Genomic DNA, 16,778 nt, shown 5'->3' with positions numbered 1-16,778 from the left:
TTCCCCCTTTGCGGGGACGATCGAGGAGCGAGGACATGTACTTCACCGACAGGGGCATCGAGGAGCTCGCCCACCGGCGCGGCGACGAGGAGGTCAGCGTCGGCTGGCTGGCCGAGCGGCTGCGCGAGTTCGTCGACCTCAACCCGGAGTTCGAGATCCCGGTGGAGCGCCTGGCCACCTGGCTCGCCCGCCTCGACGACGAGGACGAGTAGGGGCACCCGATAACGAGCGGCCCGGCCTGCGAGAGACCGGGCGCGGGCCGCGCGAGAGGGATCAGAAACGCGATACATCTTGACTTTCGACAAACACGACATATCGTGTCTTGTGGAGGGTTCGCCGCTGATCGCGCGGGGGCCGACGAAATTCACGTCGAAAGGTCGAGCCATGTCCCACTGGACGATCGAGAAGCCCGGACAACTGACGTTCGGGCCCGTGTCGCACTTAAGCGTGCGCATCGTGGCGGGACGGCTCGCCGTGCTTGCCAGCGACGGCCCGCCCACCCTCGACGTCAGCGACGCCGGCACACCACCGCTCGTGGTCACCCACGACGAGGACGGCCGGCTCACCGTGGCGTACAAGGACCTCACCTGGGAGGGCATCCTCGGCTGGCTGCGGCCGGGCAATCGGATCACCACCGCCACGCTCACCGTCCCGAAGGACTGCCCCGTGCAGGTCGGCGTGATCTCGGCGTCCGCCGTGGTCGCCGGCTTCGAGGCTCGGACCAACGTCAAGAGCGTCTCCGGCGAGATCGTCCTGGACGGCGTGAGCGGCGACGTGAGCGCCGAGACGGTGTCCGGCTCGGTGGAGAGCCGCGGCCTCGCCGGCGACCTGTCGTTCACCAGCGTCTCGGGCGAGCTGACGGTCGCCGGAGGCGCCCCGCACCGGCTGCGGGCCAACACGGTGTCCGGCCGGATCACCGCCGACCTGGATCTCGCGCCCACCGGCCACGTCACGCTGAACAGCGTGTCCGGCGCCATCGTCGTACGGCTCCCGCAGACGGTCGACAGCGACGTGACGCTCCGTTCCACCTCCGGCAGCCTCCACGCGGCCTTCCCCGGGCTGGAGAGCAACAAGCGGCCGGCGGCGAGGTCGCTGACCGGACGAATCGGCGGCGGCATGGCCTCCGTCACGGCGACCACGGTCTCCGGTGACGTCACATTGCTCAGCAAGGAATCCGCGAACCAGCGAAACGGAGAGTGGGCATGAGTCCGGTCTTCGGGCACGGCCGACTGCGGCTGTACCTGCTCAAACTGCTCGAAGAGAGCCCGAGACACGGCTACGAGGTGATCCGGCTGCTCCAGGACCGGTTCCTCGGGGTCTACTCGCCGTCACCGGGCACGATCTACCCGCGTCTCGCGCGGCTGGAGGAGGAGGGCCTCGTCACCCACGAGGTCGTGGACGGCAAGAAGGTCTTCACGCTCACCGACAAGGGCCGGGCCGAGTTGGTCGACCGCATGGACGAGCTCGCCGAGCTGGAGCAGGAGATCACCGCCTCGGTCCAGGACATCGCGCGCGAGGTCAAGGAGGACGTCCGGCAGACCGTCCGGTCCCTCCGGCAGGAACTCACCCAGATGGCCAAGGACATCAACCAGACCGGCAGGCGGGAGAATCGCGACGCCTGGCGCGACCAGAAGGACGAGTGGAAGCGGCAGCGCCAGCAGCACAAGGAGGAGTGGCGCCAGCAGAAGGACGAGTGGAAGCGCCACAAGCAGCAGTGGCGCGAGGAGACCGAACGCTGGCAGCGCGAGTGGAACCGCATCTGGGGGGAGACGTGGCCGCGGTCCGGCCCGCCTCCCGGCCACGCCCACGCGGACGCCGAGTTCGGGTGGATGCTGGCTGATTTCGTCGCGCGGGTCCAGCATGAGGCCGCCCAAGGCGGGGTCACCGAGTCCGCGCTGGGCGAATGCCGGTCCATCCTCGACCAGGCGGCCGAGCGTATCCGCGACACCCTCCGGCCCTGAGCGCCGCGATGTACGGCTGGCGTAACCCGTTCCTGCCCGCGCACCCCCCGGCGGGCCCGCTCAGCACTCCCACGAACGCCGCCTCGTCCTGTTCCGCGCAGGCGGCGGCACAGCGGCGGACCATTCCTGAGAACGGCCGCCGACACGGAACGGACCGTGTCATGCGGCACTCTCAGGAACGGCTTCCCACGCCGGACGAATCAGACGGTGAAAACGATCTTGCCGAAGATGCCGCCGTCATGCATGGCGGCGAACCCCTCGTCGGCCCGCGTGAGCGGCAGCACACGGTCGATGATCGGACGGACGCCGGTCTGCTCCAGGAAGACCGCCAGCCTGGCGAGCTGATCCCTGGTCCCCATGGTGGACCCCACGATGGATCGCTGCAGGAAGAAGACCTGGGCGAGTTGGGTGGGGGCGACCATGCCACTGGTGGCACCGCAGGTCACGATGCGACCACCGGGTCGCAGCGAGCTCAGCGAGTGGTCCCAGGTCGCCGCGCCGACGCTCTCCATCACCACGTCGACCCGCTCGGGCAGCCGCGCCCCGCTCTCGAAGACCTGATCCGCGCCGAGTTCGAGGGCACGAGCCCGCTTCTCCTCCGACCGGCTGGTGGCCCACACCCGGAAACCGCCGGCCCGGCCGAGCGCGATGAGCGCGGTCGACACGCCGCCGCCCGCGCCCTGGACCAGCACGGTCGAGCCCGGCTGCACCCCGGCCTTGTCGAACAGCATGCGGTAGGCCGTCAACCACGCGGTGGGCAGGCAGGCGGCCTCTTCGAAGGAGATCGCCGCGGGCTTGGGCACGAGGTTCCCCTTGGGGACGGCCACCTTCTCGGCGAAGGTGCCGTCGTGAACCTCGGAAAGCAGCGAGCGTCGGGGATCGAGCGTCTCGTCTCCGTTCACCGGAGTGCCGATCACCGAATGGACGATGACCTCGTTGCCGTTCTCGTCCAGGCCGGAGGCGTCGCAGCCGAGAACGATGGGCAGGCGGTCCTGGCGGATGCCCACACCCTTGAGCGTCCATAGATCGTGGTGATTGAGCGCGGTGGCCTTGACGGTGACCGTGGTCCAGCCGTCGGGAACCGTGGGGTCAGGGCGCTCACCGAGCGTCAGCCCCTTGAGAGGGTTGTCGGGATCGGTCTGCGTGGCGGTTACGGCGAACATGCCCGAACATTACTCCGCACCTCATTCACGATCACGTACGGCTCTCGCTGAGCGCCGTGGGGACGAACGCGTACGCATCAGGAATCCGGCGGACTCAGTTCAGCGGATGCCGCCACCGCAGGCCGGGGAACTTCGCGAAATCGCCGTCACAGGTGACGAACTCGCACCCATGCTCGATCGCCAGCGCGGCGAGGTAGGCGTCAGGCAAGAGCTTCCCCGTCGCCTGCGCCTCCTTGCAGAGCCGAACGAAGATCTCCCAGTGCCTTGCCCCAGGGTTCACCACGACGGCGTGCGGCTGATTGCGTATCTGATCGGCGAAGCCGAGCGCCTCCTCTGTCGTACTGGGGATGGGCAGCCTGCGATTGGTCACGATGCGCATGAAGCCGTTGACCACCATGTCCGTGACGGCGTACGGCTCGTCCCCGTGGATGATGTCCTCGACATACGCATGGAACCCCGCGTGCCGCTCAGCGTCCCTGCGATGGGCGTTGACCAGCACGTTCACGTCCAGCAATCGCACGCCGCTCCACCTCCACGAAATGGTCGAAGTCGTCCTCCAGCAGGAACTCCGTGGTCGCCGCGGGACTCCAGTCGACGAGCCCGGCATCCCGGGGATCACCTGCGGTGATCAGCTCCGTGCGCGCGCGCTCCTGCGCGCGATCGGAGCGACTGAGTAACTGTTTCAACGCGTCCTCCATCACTGAGTTGAGGGTTCTGCCGTTTCTGGCGGCGAACGCCTTCGCCTCGTTGAGAAGTGCCTCGTCGATCCGCACCGTGGTTCTCCGCATGGCTCCAGCGTCCCCTGCCCGACATTTAGATGTCAACACTGAAAGTAATCGGGCCGTCACAAGAATCTCAAGTGATTTCGAAAACCTGACCGAAATGTGCGGAATGTGAGCTGGCAACACAGGGAATGCGTACATGAGCACGGCTCGCGTGACTGACGCTCAGGCGGAAACGGCGGCGATCCGCATGCGACAGCCGGACGGGTTCGGGCCGCGATCCGCATGCGATCGGGGGCTCCAGGCGGTGCGCAGAAGGCGCCGGGCATGGGAGATTCACCGGACAGACTCAAGGGCACAGCGAGCGATGTCGGGGTGCCGAACCCGGGCACAGCGAGCGATGCCGGGGTGCCGAACCCAGGCACAGCGAGCAATGTCGGGGTGCTGGACCAGGCACGGTGAGGGCTGCGGGGGTTCCCAGAGATGCTTAAGGGGCCCGGCGGACGGCACCGGGCCCCTTTCACGTACGGCGCCTCGCTCAGAAGGCGAAGATGGCACCTGTCATCGCACGAAGCTGGCAGGCGTTGCCGTACGTGCGCTCGAACCGGACGTAGACGTCGTTCCACATTCCGGACGCCGTCACCGTGATCGGCTCGAAGAGCATGGGGCAGGCGACGGTCGGGTCCGGCTGGAGCTTCGCGGGGTCACCGCCGACCTTCTCCAGCATCGGACACGCCTTCGTCGGCGCCGGGTGCGTGCCCTGGGGCGGGGGGGAACAGCTGAGCAACGCGTAGCGCTGCGGCTGCGTCCCCGCGGGCCCCTTGGCCACGGTCATCATCAGCGCCTTGGCGCGCGCCTTCATTGGGTGGATCCTGACCGGCGCGTCGAGCATGACGTCAGGCTCCCACGGCGGCGGGACGGTGGCGGCGACGGCGACGCTCGCCGGGCCGGTCGCGATAGCCGTAAAGGCTAGAAGTGCGAGAAGTTGCCTCATATCAATCCCCCGAATCGGCTGACGACAGCCTGTCCGGGGGAGCCCCTCCGATCAAGCGTCCACTCCGCCGCGTCGGGCAAATCTGACGTCCCGGAGATCCCAACGGTTCCACGGGTTTCATAACGAGCCGGTCACGAAGCTTCGCGTATTTCCTGTTGATCTGGAAAAATCACCCCTTACCACCCATGAAGGAAGGCAGACGGTGCATCGGCGACTCTCACTCGGCTTCGTCGGCGGCCTTGCCGCGACGAGCGCGGTCGCCATGGTCTCCTTTCCGGCGCCCGCGGCGCCCGCCTCCGCCGTGACCACGGCCGCCCTGCCGACGATGCTGAAGGGCGACGTCAGCTCGTACGCCCTGGCTGCGACGCAGGTCGACATGCGCAAGGTCGCGTCGTACTGGAGCCCGGACCGGCTCAAGCGGGCGAGCAGCTACGAGCCGAAGACCAAGCCGTCCCCCTCGGCCACGGCCACGACGTCGGCCGCGGAGGCCGGGCGCGCGGCGGCCACCATCCCCGCGGCCTCCTCCCCCGCGACGGGCGCACCGGCCTCGGACGCGCCACCGATGGTGGGGAAGGTCTTCTTCAAGGTCGACGACAAGGAGTACTGGTGCTCCGCCTCCGCGGTGCACTCCGGATACAAGAACCTCGTCGCGACCGCCGGGCACTGCGCCTACTCCCTCGCCAGGGACAAGCCCGTCGAGAACTGGATCTTCATTCCGTCGTACGCCAACGGCGACACGAGCGCCGGCATCTTCGTCGGGCACACGCTGTACATGCACCAGGACTTCCAGGGGCAGGGCGACTTCGATCGGGACTACGCGTTCGTCACCGTGTACCGCGGCTTCACCTGGCAGCCCTACACCGACGCGGGCAAGGTGAAGTACCGCTCGGCCGACGCAGGGCTCCTCGAGGACAGGGTCGGCGCCTTCCACTTCGCGTGGAACAAGGGCACCGGCCGGAGGGTCCAGGTCTTCGGCTATCCCGCGGGCGCCCACCCCGACGGAAGCCGGCCGTACACCGGCCAGGACGTCAAGACGTGCTCGAACACGACCGAGAAGAAGATGGCGAGCGCGCCCACCTGGCAGCTCGAGCACGGGGTACGGCTGGCCGGGTGCCAGTTCACCTCTGGAGCCAGCGGCGGCCCCTGGGTCATCGGCTACGACAGCGTCAAGCGCACCGGCTGGATCAACGGAGTGACCAGCCTGACCTGGAACCTGAACGGGGACGGGCGGGTGGACGCGGTGTCCACGCCCTACTTCAACACGGTCACGCAGCGCGTCTACCTGCAGGCCACGCGCCAGTCCACCTCCTGAGCTCCGCCGGTTCCCAAGCCTGTCGGCTCCTGAGCTCCGCTGGTTCCCAAGCCTGTCGACTCCTGAGCTCCGCCGGCTCCTGAGCTCCGCCGACTCCTGGGCTCCGTGCGAGCTCCGCGCGGGTTCCGGGCGGCTCGCGTCCGGGATTCCCCGACCTTTCCCCGACCTTTCCCTGAGCCTTTTCCCGGCGACACCGCCGGGAGCGCTCTTCAGACGGCCGCACCCTCATTCCAGTGCCGTACGAACGGCATGATGTGCGTCACACAAACTCCGTTCACATTCCGTTCGGGAGGGCCGCAGGTACGGGCGACGACCCCACCAGCCTGCGGCTTCTCCATCTAAGATCCTTTAAATAAAACAAGAAGACATTAATTCCCGAAAGCCGGCCGACCGCCTGCCGAAGGGCTCCATAAAAGCGCCCTTCTCCTTTTCTCCGACGCGCGGATATGTTCCTCACGACCTTTTCTGACGCATGAGGCGCGAGAGTCGCCTCACGACAGTGCGAGGAGAAACCCCCATGAAGCGCATCCTTTCCCTGAGCGGGGCGGCCGTCGCCGCCACCGCGCTCCTCACCAGCGGGCTGGCCGGCACGGCGCAGGCGGGCACCACCGTCCACCACGACAAGCTCGTCAAGCCGACCGAGGCCCAGTCCGTCGCCCTCTACTGGCTGGGCGACTCGGGCGCCAACCTGAAGCGTTCGACCCAGTTCTCCGGCCCGTCCGGCAACCTCGACTCCGCCTCGGTCAAGAAGGTGGTGTCGACCGGCGGCGCCGCCGCGAGCACCGCGGCGGGCTCGATCTCAGCGACCTCGTCGTCCACCACGTCCACCTCGAAGAACATCAACCTGCCGAAGACCATCGGCAAGGTGTTCTTCCTCGACGGCGACGGCAAGCCGCGGTGGTGCTCGGCCACCTCGATCGTGTCCACGTACAAGAACCTCGTCGCGACCGCTGGGCACTGCGTCTACAACACGGCCGCGAACACCGAGACCATGGACAAGTGGGTCTTCATCCCGGGTTACTACCAGGGCAAGGCCCCCTGGGGCCTGTATGTCGGGAAGACCGCGTACACGCATTACGACTTCTCCGTGTACGAGGACTACGACCGCGACTACGCGTTCGTCACGGTCTACAACGGCGTCGAGTTGGACAGCACGGCCACGAAGACCGCCGGCGTCGCCAACACCGGTTACTCGCTGGGCTCGACCGTCGGCGCGCAGGGCTTCGCGTGGAACCAGAAGACCGGCACCGCGCACTTCGCCTTCGGCTACCCGGCGTCGGCCCACCCTGACGGCAACAAGCCGTACACCGGGGTCACCGCCAAGTGGGCCTACGGCAAGACCAGCGGCAAGACGCCCGTCAGCAGCGCCCTCAAGATCGATGAGCAGATCACGCTGAAGGCGGCCTTCACCTGGGGCGCCGACGGCGGGCCGTGGCTGATCAAGTACAGCAACACCAAGCGGACCGGCTACATCGACGGCGTCACCAGCCTGGTGGTCGACTCCGACGACAACGACCGCTACGACACCCTGAGCTCGGCGTACTTCGACGGCGAGACCAAGAGCGTCTACTCGGAGGCCGCGGCGAGCTGGTCGGGCAACGTCTTCTAAGACCCTCGCGCCTCACACCTCGGGGCCCGGTTTCCCGCCGGGCTCCGCCTTCCCTTCTCTCGAAGGCCCAGCTCTCTCGAAGGCCCAGCCGGACGGCTGGGCCTTCGTCGCATTTCGGGATGGATTAGACGTGATCATGGGCAAATCGGTGCCATGGGACTTATGTGAGTTACATCACATCAGCTATCCCGGCGATCTTCGCGGTCGGGTACGACACCACCGGCCGTCGCTGCCCGGTCACCTGCGCATACATCACGAAATGATCTCGAAGATGACACCAACTGTGGAAAATCACGAAATAGTCACGGCGTCTCGACGCGAGAAAGCAGCGCCGACAAGGCCCTAGACCGCAAGATCTCGCATGTAGTGTTTTGACCATCCCTTTACTGACAGATGGGACGTTCGCGTCTATCGACAGCGCAAGGAGCTCCATGAACACCCGAGTCAAGCGCCTGGTCCTCCCTCTCGGGGGTCTCGCTGCCGCCGGTCTGATCGGCAGCACGCTCGTGGCACCCGCGCAGGCCGCTGGTGACACGGCTACCGACCCGCTGGCCGCAAGCGGAATCGCCGCCAAGAACGTCGTCGCCTTCTGGCTGAACCAGAAGGCGGCCAACCTGGTCAACGCGTCGCCGTACGAGACGCAGATCGTGGCGAAGCACATCTCCAAGGGCGGGCCTTCCCCCGACAGCAAGCCGGGCACGGTCGCGCCGACCGGCAACGGCGGCTCCGGCAGGTCCAAGAACGTGAACCTGCCCAAGACGACCGGCAAGGTCTTCTTCACCGGCTCCGACGGCAGGCCCCACTGGTGCACCGCCACGTCGCTCCAGGCGAAGTACCGCAACCTGGTCGCCACGGCCGGCCACTGCGTGTACGACACGGAGTCGAACAAGGCCACCCTCGACCGCTGGGTGTTCATCCCCGGCTACTACCAGGGCAAGGCGCCGTGGGGCATCTACGTCGGCAAGCAGGCGTTCACGCACTACGACTTCGACGTGTACGAGGACGGTGACCGCGATTACGCGTTCGTCACCGTCTACAACGGCATCAAGGCCGGCTCGGGCACCAGCTGGTTCGACGCCGCGGAGTGGAACTGGCAGGAGGTCAACAAGGCCACCTACGACAAGTACAGCCAGTACATCCGCAAGTCGAAGGGCGGCAAGTACTACGTCGTCAAGTTCACCGACGTCGGCCGCCTCGGCGAGAACGTCGGCGGGCAGGGCCTGGCCTACAACCAGAAGCTCGGCAAGTACGTCTACGTCTTCGGCTACCCGAGCGGCTCGCACCCGGACGGCAACTACGCCTTCTCCGGCAAGACCCTCAAGTGGAGCTACGGCAAGACCTTCGCCGCCAAGGCCCCCTCGGTGAAGGCCGAGGAACTGGTCGGCGTGAAGTCCTCCTTCACCGGCGAGGGCTCCTCCGGTTCGTCCTGGCTGCTCAACTACAGCAACGCCCGCCGCATCGGTTACCTGAACGGCGTCACCAGCGGCGTCGCGGACACCGACGGCAACAACCGGATCGACACCAGCGTCTCACCGTACTTCGACGGCGAGCTGTACGGCATCTACAAGGCCGCGGCGAACGTCTGGTCCGGCAGCATCGCGTAACACCTGAACAAGGGAAGGGCCCGGCTCGATGAGCTGGGCCCTTTCGCGTGCGCACGGCGTCCGCGCGAGGAGGAAGGGGCGGCGCGTGCGGCGCGCCTTGCCGTAAATGACGCTATATGCCATGAAAGGTGCAGCGAGCCAGAAAAGGGTGGATACCGGCGACCTGGGAGGAAAGCCCCCTGCAAGCGGCCTGAAAGCAGGAGCGCCTACTTTCACCGGGCACCCTCTCCAGACTCAAGGAGTTCTTCCATGAGGTCCCGAATCACCCTCCTCGCCCTCCCCTGCGTCGCCGGCCTCCTCGGAGCGGCGCTGGCCGCCCCGGCCCCCGCGTCCGCAGCCCCCGACACCGCCTCCGACCCCCTCGCCGGCAGCGGCATCGCCGCCTGGAACGTGGCCGCGTTCTGGTACGCGCAGCACAAGGCCAACCTGATCGGCGCCACGCCGTACGACGTGGAGACCCAGGTGGTCGCCAAGCACGTCTCCAAGGGCGGCCCCGCCGCCGACGGCAAGCCGGGCACCGTCGCACCGACCGGCAACGGCGGATCCGGCACGTCGAAGAACGTGAACCTGCCCAAGACCACGGGCAAGGTGTTCTTCCTCGGCGCTGACGGCAAGCCGCACTGGTGCTCCGCCACGTCGCTCCAGGCGAAGTACCGCAACCTGGTCGCCACGGCCGGCCACTGCGTCTACGACACCGAATCCAACAAGGCCACGCTGAAGTACTGGATCTTCGTGCCCGGCTACTACCAGGGCAAGACGCCGTGGGGCATCTACGTCGGCAAGCAGGCGTTCACGCACTACGACTTCGACGTGTACGAGGATTTCGACCGCGACTACGCCTTCGTCACCGTCTACAACGGCCTCAAGGGCACCCAGAACGGCGACGCGATCTACGGCGATTGGAAGAAGGTCTCCAAGGCGGAGTACCTGAAGTACCGCGACTACGGCACCTACACCCCCGCGATCAACCAGTTCACGAAGTTCCTGCCGCACGGCGCCGGGACGGCGGACGACGAGTACTTCATCTGGAAGTTCGTCGACGCCGGGCGTCTCGGTGACAACGTCGGCGGCCAGGGCCTCGCGTACAACCAGAAGAAGGGGAAGAAGGTCTACGTCTTCGGCTACCCGAGCGGGTCGCACCCGGACGGCAACCACGCCTACACCGGCAAGACCCTCAAGTGGAGCTACGGGGCGACCTTCGGGGCGACGGCGTCCGACCTCAAGGCCGAGGAGCTGATCGGCGTCAAGTCCTCCTTCACCGGCGAGGGCGCGTCCGGCTCCGCCTGGCTGTACCAGTACAGCAACATCCGCCGACTGGGCTACCTCAACGGCCTCACGATGGCGGTGTCGGACACGGACGGCAACAACCGGATCGACACCAGCCTGTCGGCGTACTTCGACGGCGAGCTCTACGACATCTACAAGCACGCCGCCAACCTCTGGTCCGGCAGCATCGCGTAACACCTGAACGAGAGAAGGGCCCGGCTCGATGAGCCGGGCCCTTTTCTCATCATTTTTAAAGATCTCGCGGTAAACCTCACCCGATCGATAAACGTCAGTGCCCGATTTAGGGGGACTTTGTCGCATATGGGACTGAGGGGAGCCTGGCAAACCTGAACGTCCGCTCCATGACACCGCCAGGTCAGGATGATCAACAGAATCCGCAGGTCGGCGGGTTGACGGTGGGTCACGAGGCTCGCCTGGAACGGCAACGAGGGGGCCGCCCCTGAACACATCCTGTGTGATTTATGTCACATCTGCGGACATGACTGAGGGTGTGAAAAAAGAAGACATGGCGCGACAAGAAGGGGCGCACGATCATCTAGCTGCGACGATGCCGTCCCTCGGACCGGGCCGCGGAAATCGTCGCACAGCAAGATCATCTAGTCGGTCCGTGTTGCCGCGAAATAGGCCACTTATTCCGTTCTTAGGGTGACCCGGCCGACTGTATGGTGCGTCTCATCCCTTTACTGACGCATGGGACGCAAGATGCGTTCCACGACAGCCCAAGGAGTTTCCCTTGAAGCGCACTCTCGCCTTCGGTGGCCTCGTCGCCACCGCCGGCCTCCTGGCCGCCGGCCTCTCCGCCCCGGCCCAGGCCTCCGGTGACGTCGCCAGCAAGCCGCTGGCCGCCACCGGCATCAACGCCAAGAACATCGCCGCGCTGTGGTTCGCGGAGAACGCCGCCAACCTGATCAACGCGACGCCGTACAACGTCGAGACCAAGGTCGTCGCCAAGCACGTCTCCAAGGGCGGGCCGGCGGCGGACAGCAAGCCGGGTGTCGTGCCGGCGATCGGTGACGAGAAGAAGGTCGTCGCCAAGTCGAAGAACGTCAACCTGCCCAAGACCACGGGCAAGGTGTTCTTCGCCGACGACTTCGTGTGGGAGAAGAACGAGCGGGGCCACCGGTTCCCCAAGGCCGTGAACCCGCACTGGTGCACCGCCACCTCGATCCAGTCGACCTACAAGAACCTGGTCGCCACCGCGGGTAGCTGCGTCTACAACACGGACGACAACAAGGCCACCCTGGACAACTGGGTCTTCATCCCCGGCTACTACCAGGGCAAGATGCCGTGGGGCATCTACGTCGGCAAGCAGGCGTTCACGCACTACGACTACGACGTCTACGAGGACGCCGACCGCAACTACGCGTTCGTGACGGTCTACAACGGCCTGAAGATGCCGCACGACGGCTTCTCCGGCATCTGGGACCTGATCAAGGCCGGCAAGTGGGACGAGCTCAAGTCCTACGCCTGGTTCCAGGAGGTCGACAAGGCCACCTTCCTGGCGTACCACGACGAGGACGCCCTCCCCCACTACGCCAAGGACGGCAAGTACTACGTCTGGAAGTTCCAGGACGCGGGCGCCCTGGGTGCCAACGTCGGTGGGCAGGGTCTGGCCTACAACCAGAAGGTCGGCAAGCCGGTCTTCGTGTTCGGCTACCCGAGCGGCAAGCACCTCGACGGCAACCAGGCCTACTCCGGCAAGACCCTCAAGTGGAGCTACGGCAAGACCTTCGCGGTCCAGGCCCCGGCCATCAAGGGCGAGGAGCTCGTCGGCACCAAGTCGTCGTTCACCGGTGAGGGCTCCATCGGTTCCTCCTGGCTGGTGAACTACAACAACGGCCGCCGTCTGGGCTACCTGAACGGTGTGACCATCGGCGTCTCCGACACCGACGGCAACAACCGTTACGACACCAGCTTCTCGCCGTACTTCGACGGTGAGCTGTACGGCGTCTACTCCGCGGCCAAGAACCTCTGGTCCGGCTCGATCGCCTAGTCTCCGCTCGCGGAAACGACACGATCTCCCGAGGCAGGGGTCCAAACCCTGACTCGCTGAGGAAGGGGTCCAAACCCTGACTCACCATGCTTCATCGAAGGGCCCGGCTCTCCAGCCGGGCCCTTTCGCTTTTCTATGACCTTTTGGTGTGGCTCTCGAATGCCGGCCGACGGTCTGACCGACCCGGGGAAACGGTGTCAACCACAAGCGAGGTCCCGACCGGCCTATCTCGACCCCGCTCGCTTTTCTTCAAAATTTCCTGTCGCGCCGGTAAACCGATATCGGCAGTGGAACGACGCTGCCGGATAACCGCCCCATCGGCCTGTTGGTATCGCCGGGACAATGGCGCCGATCATGATGTGATCTACCTCACAGAATAGGCTGGCAAGCGGCTGTCCATATGGCTCACACAGCCAGGAGGAAGGGCCATTCAAGGCAGCTAGCTGCGGAAATTCGATGTCCCGCGAGTTGACCGTGGGACGACAGCCGGACTTTCGCCGTGTAAGCCCTCAAGAAAGGTCGCTCGAAGGCCGAGAACGGCCCCTTATCTCTTTCTTAAAGACGATCATCTGCGCTATATTTCACGCATCCCTTTACTGACGCATGGGACGCAAGAGGCGTCCCACGACAGACCAAGGAGTTCCCCCATGAAGCGCACTCTGGCTTTTGGCGGCCTCGTCGCCACTGCCGGCCTGCTGGCCGCTGGCCTCTCCGTGCCGGCTCAGGCCGCCGGTGACGTCGCCAGCGACGGCCTGGCCACCAACGGCATCGCCGCCTACGCGGTCGCCGGCTACTGGAAGGCCAACAAGGCCGCCAACCTGATCGGCGCCACGCCGTACAACGTCGAGACCAAGGTCGTCGCCAAGCACGTCTCCAAGGGCGGTCCGGCTCCGGACAGCAAGCCCGGTGTCGTGCCGGCGATCGGTGACGAGAAGAAGGCCGTCGCCAAGTCGAAGAACGTCAACCTGCCCAAGACCACGGGCAAGGTGTTCTTCAAGGGCGCCGACGGCAAGAACCACTGGTGCTCCGCCACCTCGGTCCAGGCCGCGTACCGGAACCTCGTGGCCACGGCCGGACACTGTGTCTACGACACCGAGTCCAACGCCACCACCATGGAGAACTGGGTCTTCATCCCCGGTTACTACGAGGGCAAGACCCCGTGGGGCATCTACGTCGGCAAGCAGGCCTTCACGCACTACGACTTCGACGTCTACGAGGACGGCGACCGCAACTTCGCCTTCGTCACGGTGTACAACGGCCTCCAGTTCAACCACGACGGCGTCGTCCGCCCCTTCACCAAGGGCGGCAACCCGGGTGAGTGGAAGGAAGTCTCCAAGGCCACCTGGGAGCAGTTCCCGAAGAGGTTCCGTGACGAGTCGGACCTCTGCCACCAGGAGGGCGGCAGGTACTGGGTGTGGGCGTTCGTCGACGCCGGTCGCCTGGGCGACAACGTCGGTGGGCAGGGTCTGGCCTACAACCAGAAGGTCGGCAAGCCGGTCTTCGTGTTCGGCTACCCGAGCGGCGCCCACCTCGACGGCAACTACGCCTACTCCGGCAAGACCCTCAAGTGGACCTACGGCAAGACCTTCGCGGTCCAGGCCCCGGCCATCAAGGGCGAGGAGCTCATCGGCACCAAGTCGTCGTTCACCGGTGAGGGCGCCCTCGGCTCCTCCTGGCTGGTGAACTACAACAACGGCCGCCGTCTGGGCTACCTGAACGGTGTGACCATCGGCGTCTCCGACACCGACGGCAACAACCGCTTCGACACCAGCTTCTCGCCGTACTTCGACGGCGAGCTGTACGGCGTCTACTCCGCGGCCAAGAACCTCTGGTCCGGCTCGATCGCGGTTCCGTTCGAGTCGCCCGCTCTGCCGCACCCGACCGCGTCATCGTCCTCGGCGAGCTAGTTCGTCAGTTAGTTCAGAAAGGCCCGGCTGCCAGCCGGGCCTTTTTGGCGTTTCAGAGCTTGGGCGGTTTCAGAGCTTGCCGTTCCATGACGGACCGTTCCATGACGCGGCGCGTGGAACGACTCCGCGGCAATTTCACTCGGCCCGCGGTAGGCGCGCTCACTCGCTGAACGCCGCATCGCGACACATTACAGCAGCGCGACGTAATCGGTCCGTCACCGAAACGGTGATGCTCGACGACCGGAAGAGGCCGCTTAGACGTGAGTCGCGCCGATACGGTGCCGTGTATTTCATGTGATCCGCATCACAATAACAAAGGGTCTCGATCCGGCTGGCACCCGCGCGGCCACATCATGGAAATCCACCGACAGGGCGGGGAGCAGCAAAAACGAGCCCGGATCCGACCTGACAGATTCCCTTTCTCGGAGTCATTTGTATAACAGGAAGGTCTCGCGGCCGCGCGCGTCGCGAGACCGTCGATCAAGGTGCTTTTCGGGACAAGATCGCGCTGTATGTTTTGGCCATCCCTTTACTGACGTCTGGGACGCGAACGCGTCTCACGACAGCCCAAGGAGAACCCCAATGAAGCGCACTCTCGCCTTCGGTGGCCTCGTCGCCACCGCCGGCCTCCTGGCCGCCGGCCTCTCCGCCCCGGCCCAGGCCGCCGGCGACGTCGCCAGCAAGCCGCTCGCCACGACCAAGATCGCCGCCAAGAACATCCTGGCCTTCTGGTACGCGGAGAACATGGCCGCGCTGAAGGGCGCCACGCCGTACAACGTCGAGACCAAGGTCGTCGCCAAGCACGTCTCCAAGGGCGGCCCGGCTCCCGACAGCAAGCCCGGCGTCGTACCCGCGATCGGCGACGAGGCGAAGTCGACCGGCAAGTCGAAGAACGTGAACCTGCCCAAGACCACGGGCAAGGTGTTCTTCATCGGTGCGGACAAGAAGGCCCACTGGTGCACCGCGACCTCGATCCAGTCCGCGTACAAGAACCTGGTCGCGACCGCGGGTAGCTGCGTCTACGACACCGAGTCCAACGCCGCCACGCTGGACTACTGGGTCTTCATCCCGGGTTACTACCAGGGCAAGACCCCGTGGGGCATCTACGTCGGCAAGCAGGCCTTCACCCACTACGACTTCGACGTCTACGAGGACGCCGACCGTAACTACGCCTTCGTGACCGTCTACAACGGCATCAAGGCGCTGAACGGCAACCCGGAGATCGGCAAGAAGGAAGTCAGCAAGGCGGAGTACGACCAGGCCAACAAGTGGCTCCGGCTCCCCGTCGAGGACGGTAAGTACTACGTCCGCGCGTTCGTCGACGCCGGTGCCCTTGGCGCCAACGTCGGTGGCCAGGGTCTGACCTACAACCAGAAGGTCGGCAGCAAGCCGGTCTACGTGTTCGGCTACCCGAGCGGCCAGCACCCCGACGGCAACCAGGCCTACTCCGGCCACACGCTCAAGTGGACCTACGGCAAGACCTTCGCGGTCCAGGCCCCGGCCATCAAGGGCGAGGAGCTCGTCGGCACCAAGTCCTCCTTCACCGGTGAGGGCTCGCTCGGCTCCTCCTGGCTGGCGGGCTACAGCAGCAACCGTCGCATCGGCTACCTGAACGGTGTGACCATCGGCGTCTCCGACACCGACGGCAACAACCGTTACGACACCAGCTTCTCGCCGTACTTCGACGGTGAGCTGTTCGGCGTCTACTCCGCGGCCAAGAACCTCTGGTCCGGCTCGATCGTCTAGTCTCCGCTCGCGGAAACGACACGATCTCCCGAGGCAGGGGTCCAAACCTTGGCTCGCTGAGGAAGGGGTCCAAACCCTGACTCACCATGCTTCATCGAAGGGCCCGGCTCTCCAGCCGGGCCCTTTTCGTTTCGCCAGGGCACCCCTGTTCGATTCCGGGGACGAGCGAGGCGGCGAACAGGGCCCGTGGCGCTCACGAACGGGAACCACGGCTGTACCCGCCCCTGCCCCGCCCCTCCGCTCCCCCTCCCTTCGGGGACCCGTCCTGCTCCCCTTCCGGAGACGAGAAGCGGATATAGAGCTATATTTCCGGCACTCCATGGCCGAATCGAGCCCGCGGAGGGCCGATCACCGACGTCCTCGCCGCAGGATCCCGCAGCCTTCCGCCCATTTGGGACAGGCCTAAATGGGCGGCCAGCAGCCGTAATGCCGCCCTGCGATCACATCCGGCGGCTGTGTATGCTCCCGATCGACTGAAGG

14 protein-coding genes are annotated in these 16,778 nt (G+C 65.8%); 10 read left to right on the top strand and 4 right to left on the bottom strand.

Going from position 1 to position 16,778, the window contains the following annotated elements:
• Nucleotides 1-35: 35 nt before the first annotated feature.
• From AB0I59_RS16395 to AB0I59_RS16385, 3 genes are all read left to right on the top strand, one after another.
• Entirely contained in the window at nt 36-212 is a 177-nt protein-coding gene (locus AB0I59_RS16395) for a DUF6104 family protein (protein WP_228648583.1), read from the top strand.
• 172 nt (nt 213-384) lie between these two features.
• On the top strand, nt 385-1,206 hold the full coding sequence (locus AB0I59_RS16390; protein WP_061255148.1) for a DUF4097 family beta strand repeat-containing protein: 822 nt from the start codon (nt 385-387) through the stop codon (nt 1,204-1,206).
• Nucleotides 1,203-1,961 (top strand): helix-turn-helix transcriptional regulator, encoded by a 759-nt coding sequence (locus AB0I59_RS16385; RefSeq protein WP_061255149.1) that lies wholly within the window; start codon nt 1,203-1,205, stop codon nt 1,959-1,961. The genes AB0I59_RS16390 and AB0I59_RS16385 overlap by 4 nt, the downstream gene beginning before the upstream one ends.
• 200 nt (nt 1,962-2,161) lie before the next feature.
• On the opposite strand, the gene AB0I59_RS16380 is transcribed toward AB0I59_RS16385, so the two are convergent.
• From AB0I59_RS16380 to AB0I59_RS16365, 4 genes are all read right to left on the bottom strand, one after another.
• The gene (locus tag AB0I59_RS16380; RefSeq protein ID WP_061255150.1) at nt 2,162-3,124 is read right to left on the bottom strand and encodes a zinc-binding dehydrogenase; all 963 of its coding nucleotides are present in this window, start codon (nt 3,122-3,124) and stop codon (nt 2,162-2,164) included.
• 94 nt (nt 3,125-3,218) lie between these two features.
• Nucleotides 3,219-3,644, bottom strand: a complete 426-nt coding sequence (locus AB0I59_RS16375) for a type II toxin-antitoxin system VapC family toxin (RefSeq protein ID WP_061255151.1) — start codon at nt 3,642-3,644, stop codon at nt 3,219-3,221.
• On the bottom strand, nt 3,592-3,897 hold the full coding sequence (locus AB0I59_RS16370) for a hypothetical protein (RefSeq protein ID WP_358133520.1): 306 nt from the start codon (nt 3,895-3,897) through the stop codon (nt 3,592-3,594). Before AB0I59_RS16370 ends, AB0I59_RS16375 begins: the two co-directional genes overlap by 53 nt.
• A gap of 487 nt (nt 3,898-4,384) precedes the next feature.
• Nucleotides 4,385-4,840, bottom strand: a complete 456-nt coding sequence (locus AB0I59_RS16365) for an SSI family serine proteinase inhibitor (protein ID WP_082776789.1) — start codon at nt 4,838-4,840, stop codon at nt 4,385-4,387.
• 202 nt (nt 4,841-5,042) lie between these two features.
• Here AB0I59_RS16365 and AB0I59_RS16360 point away from each other — a divergent pair, with 202 nt between their 5' ends.
• From AB0I59_RS16360 to AB0I59_RS16330, 7 genes are all read left to right on the top strand, one after another.
• Nucleotides 5,043-6,152 (top strand): trypsin-like serine peptidase, encoded by a 1,110-nt coding sequence (locus AB0I59_RS16360; protein ID WP_358133517.1) that lies wholly within the window; start codon nt 5,043-5,045, stop codon nt 6,150-6,152.
• A 517-nt stretch (nt 6,153-6,669) separates the two neighbouring features.
• Entirely contained in the window at nt 6,670-7,761 is a 1,092-nt protein-coding gene (locus tag AB0I59_RS16355; protein WP_061255154.1) for a trypsin-like serine peptidase, read from the top strand.
• Nucleotides 7,762-8,192: 431 nt separating this feature from the next.
• Nucleotides 8,193-9,365 (top strand): trypsin-like serine peptidase, encoded by a 1,173-nt coding sequence (locus AB0I59_RS16350; protein ID WP_061255155.1) that lies wholly within the window; start codon nt 8,193-8,195, stop codon nt 9,363-9,365.
• A gap of 249 nt (nt 9,366-9,614) precedes the next feature.
• Nucleotides 9,615-10,826, top strand: coding sequence for a trypsin-like serine peptidase (locus tag AB0I59_RS16345; RefSeq protein WP_358133512.1), 1,212 nt, complete (start codon nt 9,615-9,617; stop codon nt 10,824-10,826).
• Between the two features lie 559 nt (nt 10,827-11,385).
• Complete coding sequence (locus AB0I59_RS16340) at nt 11,386-12,645, top strand: trypsin-like serine peptidase (RefSeq protein ID WP_358133509.1); 1,260 nt, start codon at nt 11,386-11,388, stop codon at nt 12,643-12,645.
• Between the two features lie 647 nt (nt 12,646-13,292).
• Nucleotides 13,293-14,552, top strand: coding sequence for a trypsin-like serine peptidase (locus AB0I59_RS16335; protein WP_358133506.1), 1,260 nt, complete (start codon nt 13,293-13,295; stop codon nt 14,550-14,552).
• A 582-nt stretch (nt 14,553-15,134) separates the two neighbouring features.
• Nucleotides 15,135-16,298 (top strand): hypothetical protein, encoded by a 1,164-nt coding sequence (locus AB0I59_RS16330; protein ID WP_061255159.1) that lies wholly within the window; start codon nt 15,135-15,137, stop codon nt 16,296-16,298.
• The last annotated feature ends 480 nt before the right edge of the window (nt 16,299-16,778 follow it).

Source organism: Microtetraspora glauca (assembly GCF_040656155.1).
Classification (GTDB): domain Bacteria; phylum Actinomycetota; class Actinomycetes; order Streptosporangiales; family Streptosporangiaceae; genus Microtetraspora; species Microtetraspora glauca.
The sequence above is the reverse complement of the archived record's forward strand: the minus strand, read 5'-3'. Positions and strand labels throughout refer to the sequence as shown.

Bases quoted from the DNA above. Each gene is read 5' to 3' on its own strand.
- AB0I59_RS16395 (WP_228648583.1), top strand. From the start codon at position 36: ATGTACTTCACCGACAGGGGCATCGAGGAGCTCGCCCACCGGCGCGGC.
- AB0I59_RS16390 (WP_061255148.1), top strand. From the start codon at position 385: ATGTCCCACTGGACGATCGAGAAGCCCGGACAACTGACGTTCGGGCCC.
- AB0I59_RS16385 (WP_061255149.1), top strand. From the start codon at position 1,203: ATGAGTCCGGTCTTCGGGCACGGCCGACTGCGGCTGTACCTGCTCAAA.
- AB0I59_RS16380 (WP_061255150.1), bottom strand. From the start codon at position 3,124: ATGTTCGCCGTAACCGCCACGCAGACCGATCCCGACAACCCTCTCAAG.
- AB0I59_RS16365 (WP_082776789.1), bottom strand. From the start codon at position 4,840: ATGAGGCAACTTCTCGCACTTCTAGCCTTTACGGCTATCGCGACCGGC.
- AB0I59_RS16355 (WP_061255154.1), top strand. From the start codon at position 6,670: ATGAAGCGCATCCTTTCCCTGAGCGGGGCGGCCGTCGCCGCCACCGCG.
- AB0I59_RS16350 (WP_061255155.1), top strand. From the start codon at position 8,193: ATGAACACCCGAGTCAAGCGCCTGGTCCTCCCTCTCGGGGGTCTCGCT.
- AB0I59_RS16345 (WP_358133512.1), top strand. From the start codon at position 9,615: ATGAGGTCCCGAATCACCCTCCTCGCCCTCCCCTGCGTCGCCGGCCTC.
- AB0I59_RS16335 (WP_358133506.1), top strand. From the start codon at position 13,293: ATGAAGCGCACTCTGGCTTTTGGCGGCCTCGTCGCCACTGCCGGCCTG.
- AB0I59_RS16330 (WP_061255159.1), top strand. From the start codon at position 15,135: ATGAAGCGCACTCTCGCCTTCGGTGGCCTCGTCGCCACCGCCGGCCTC.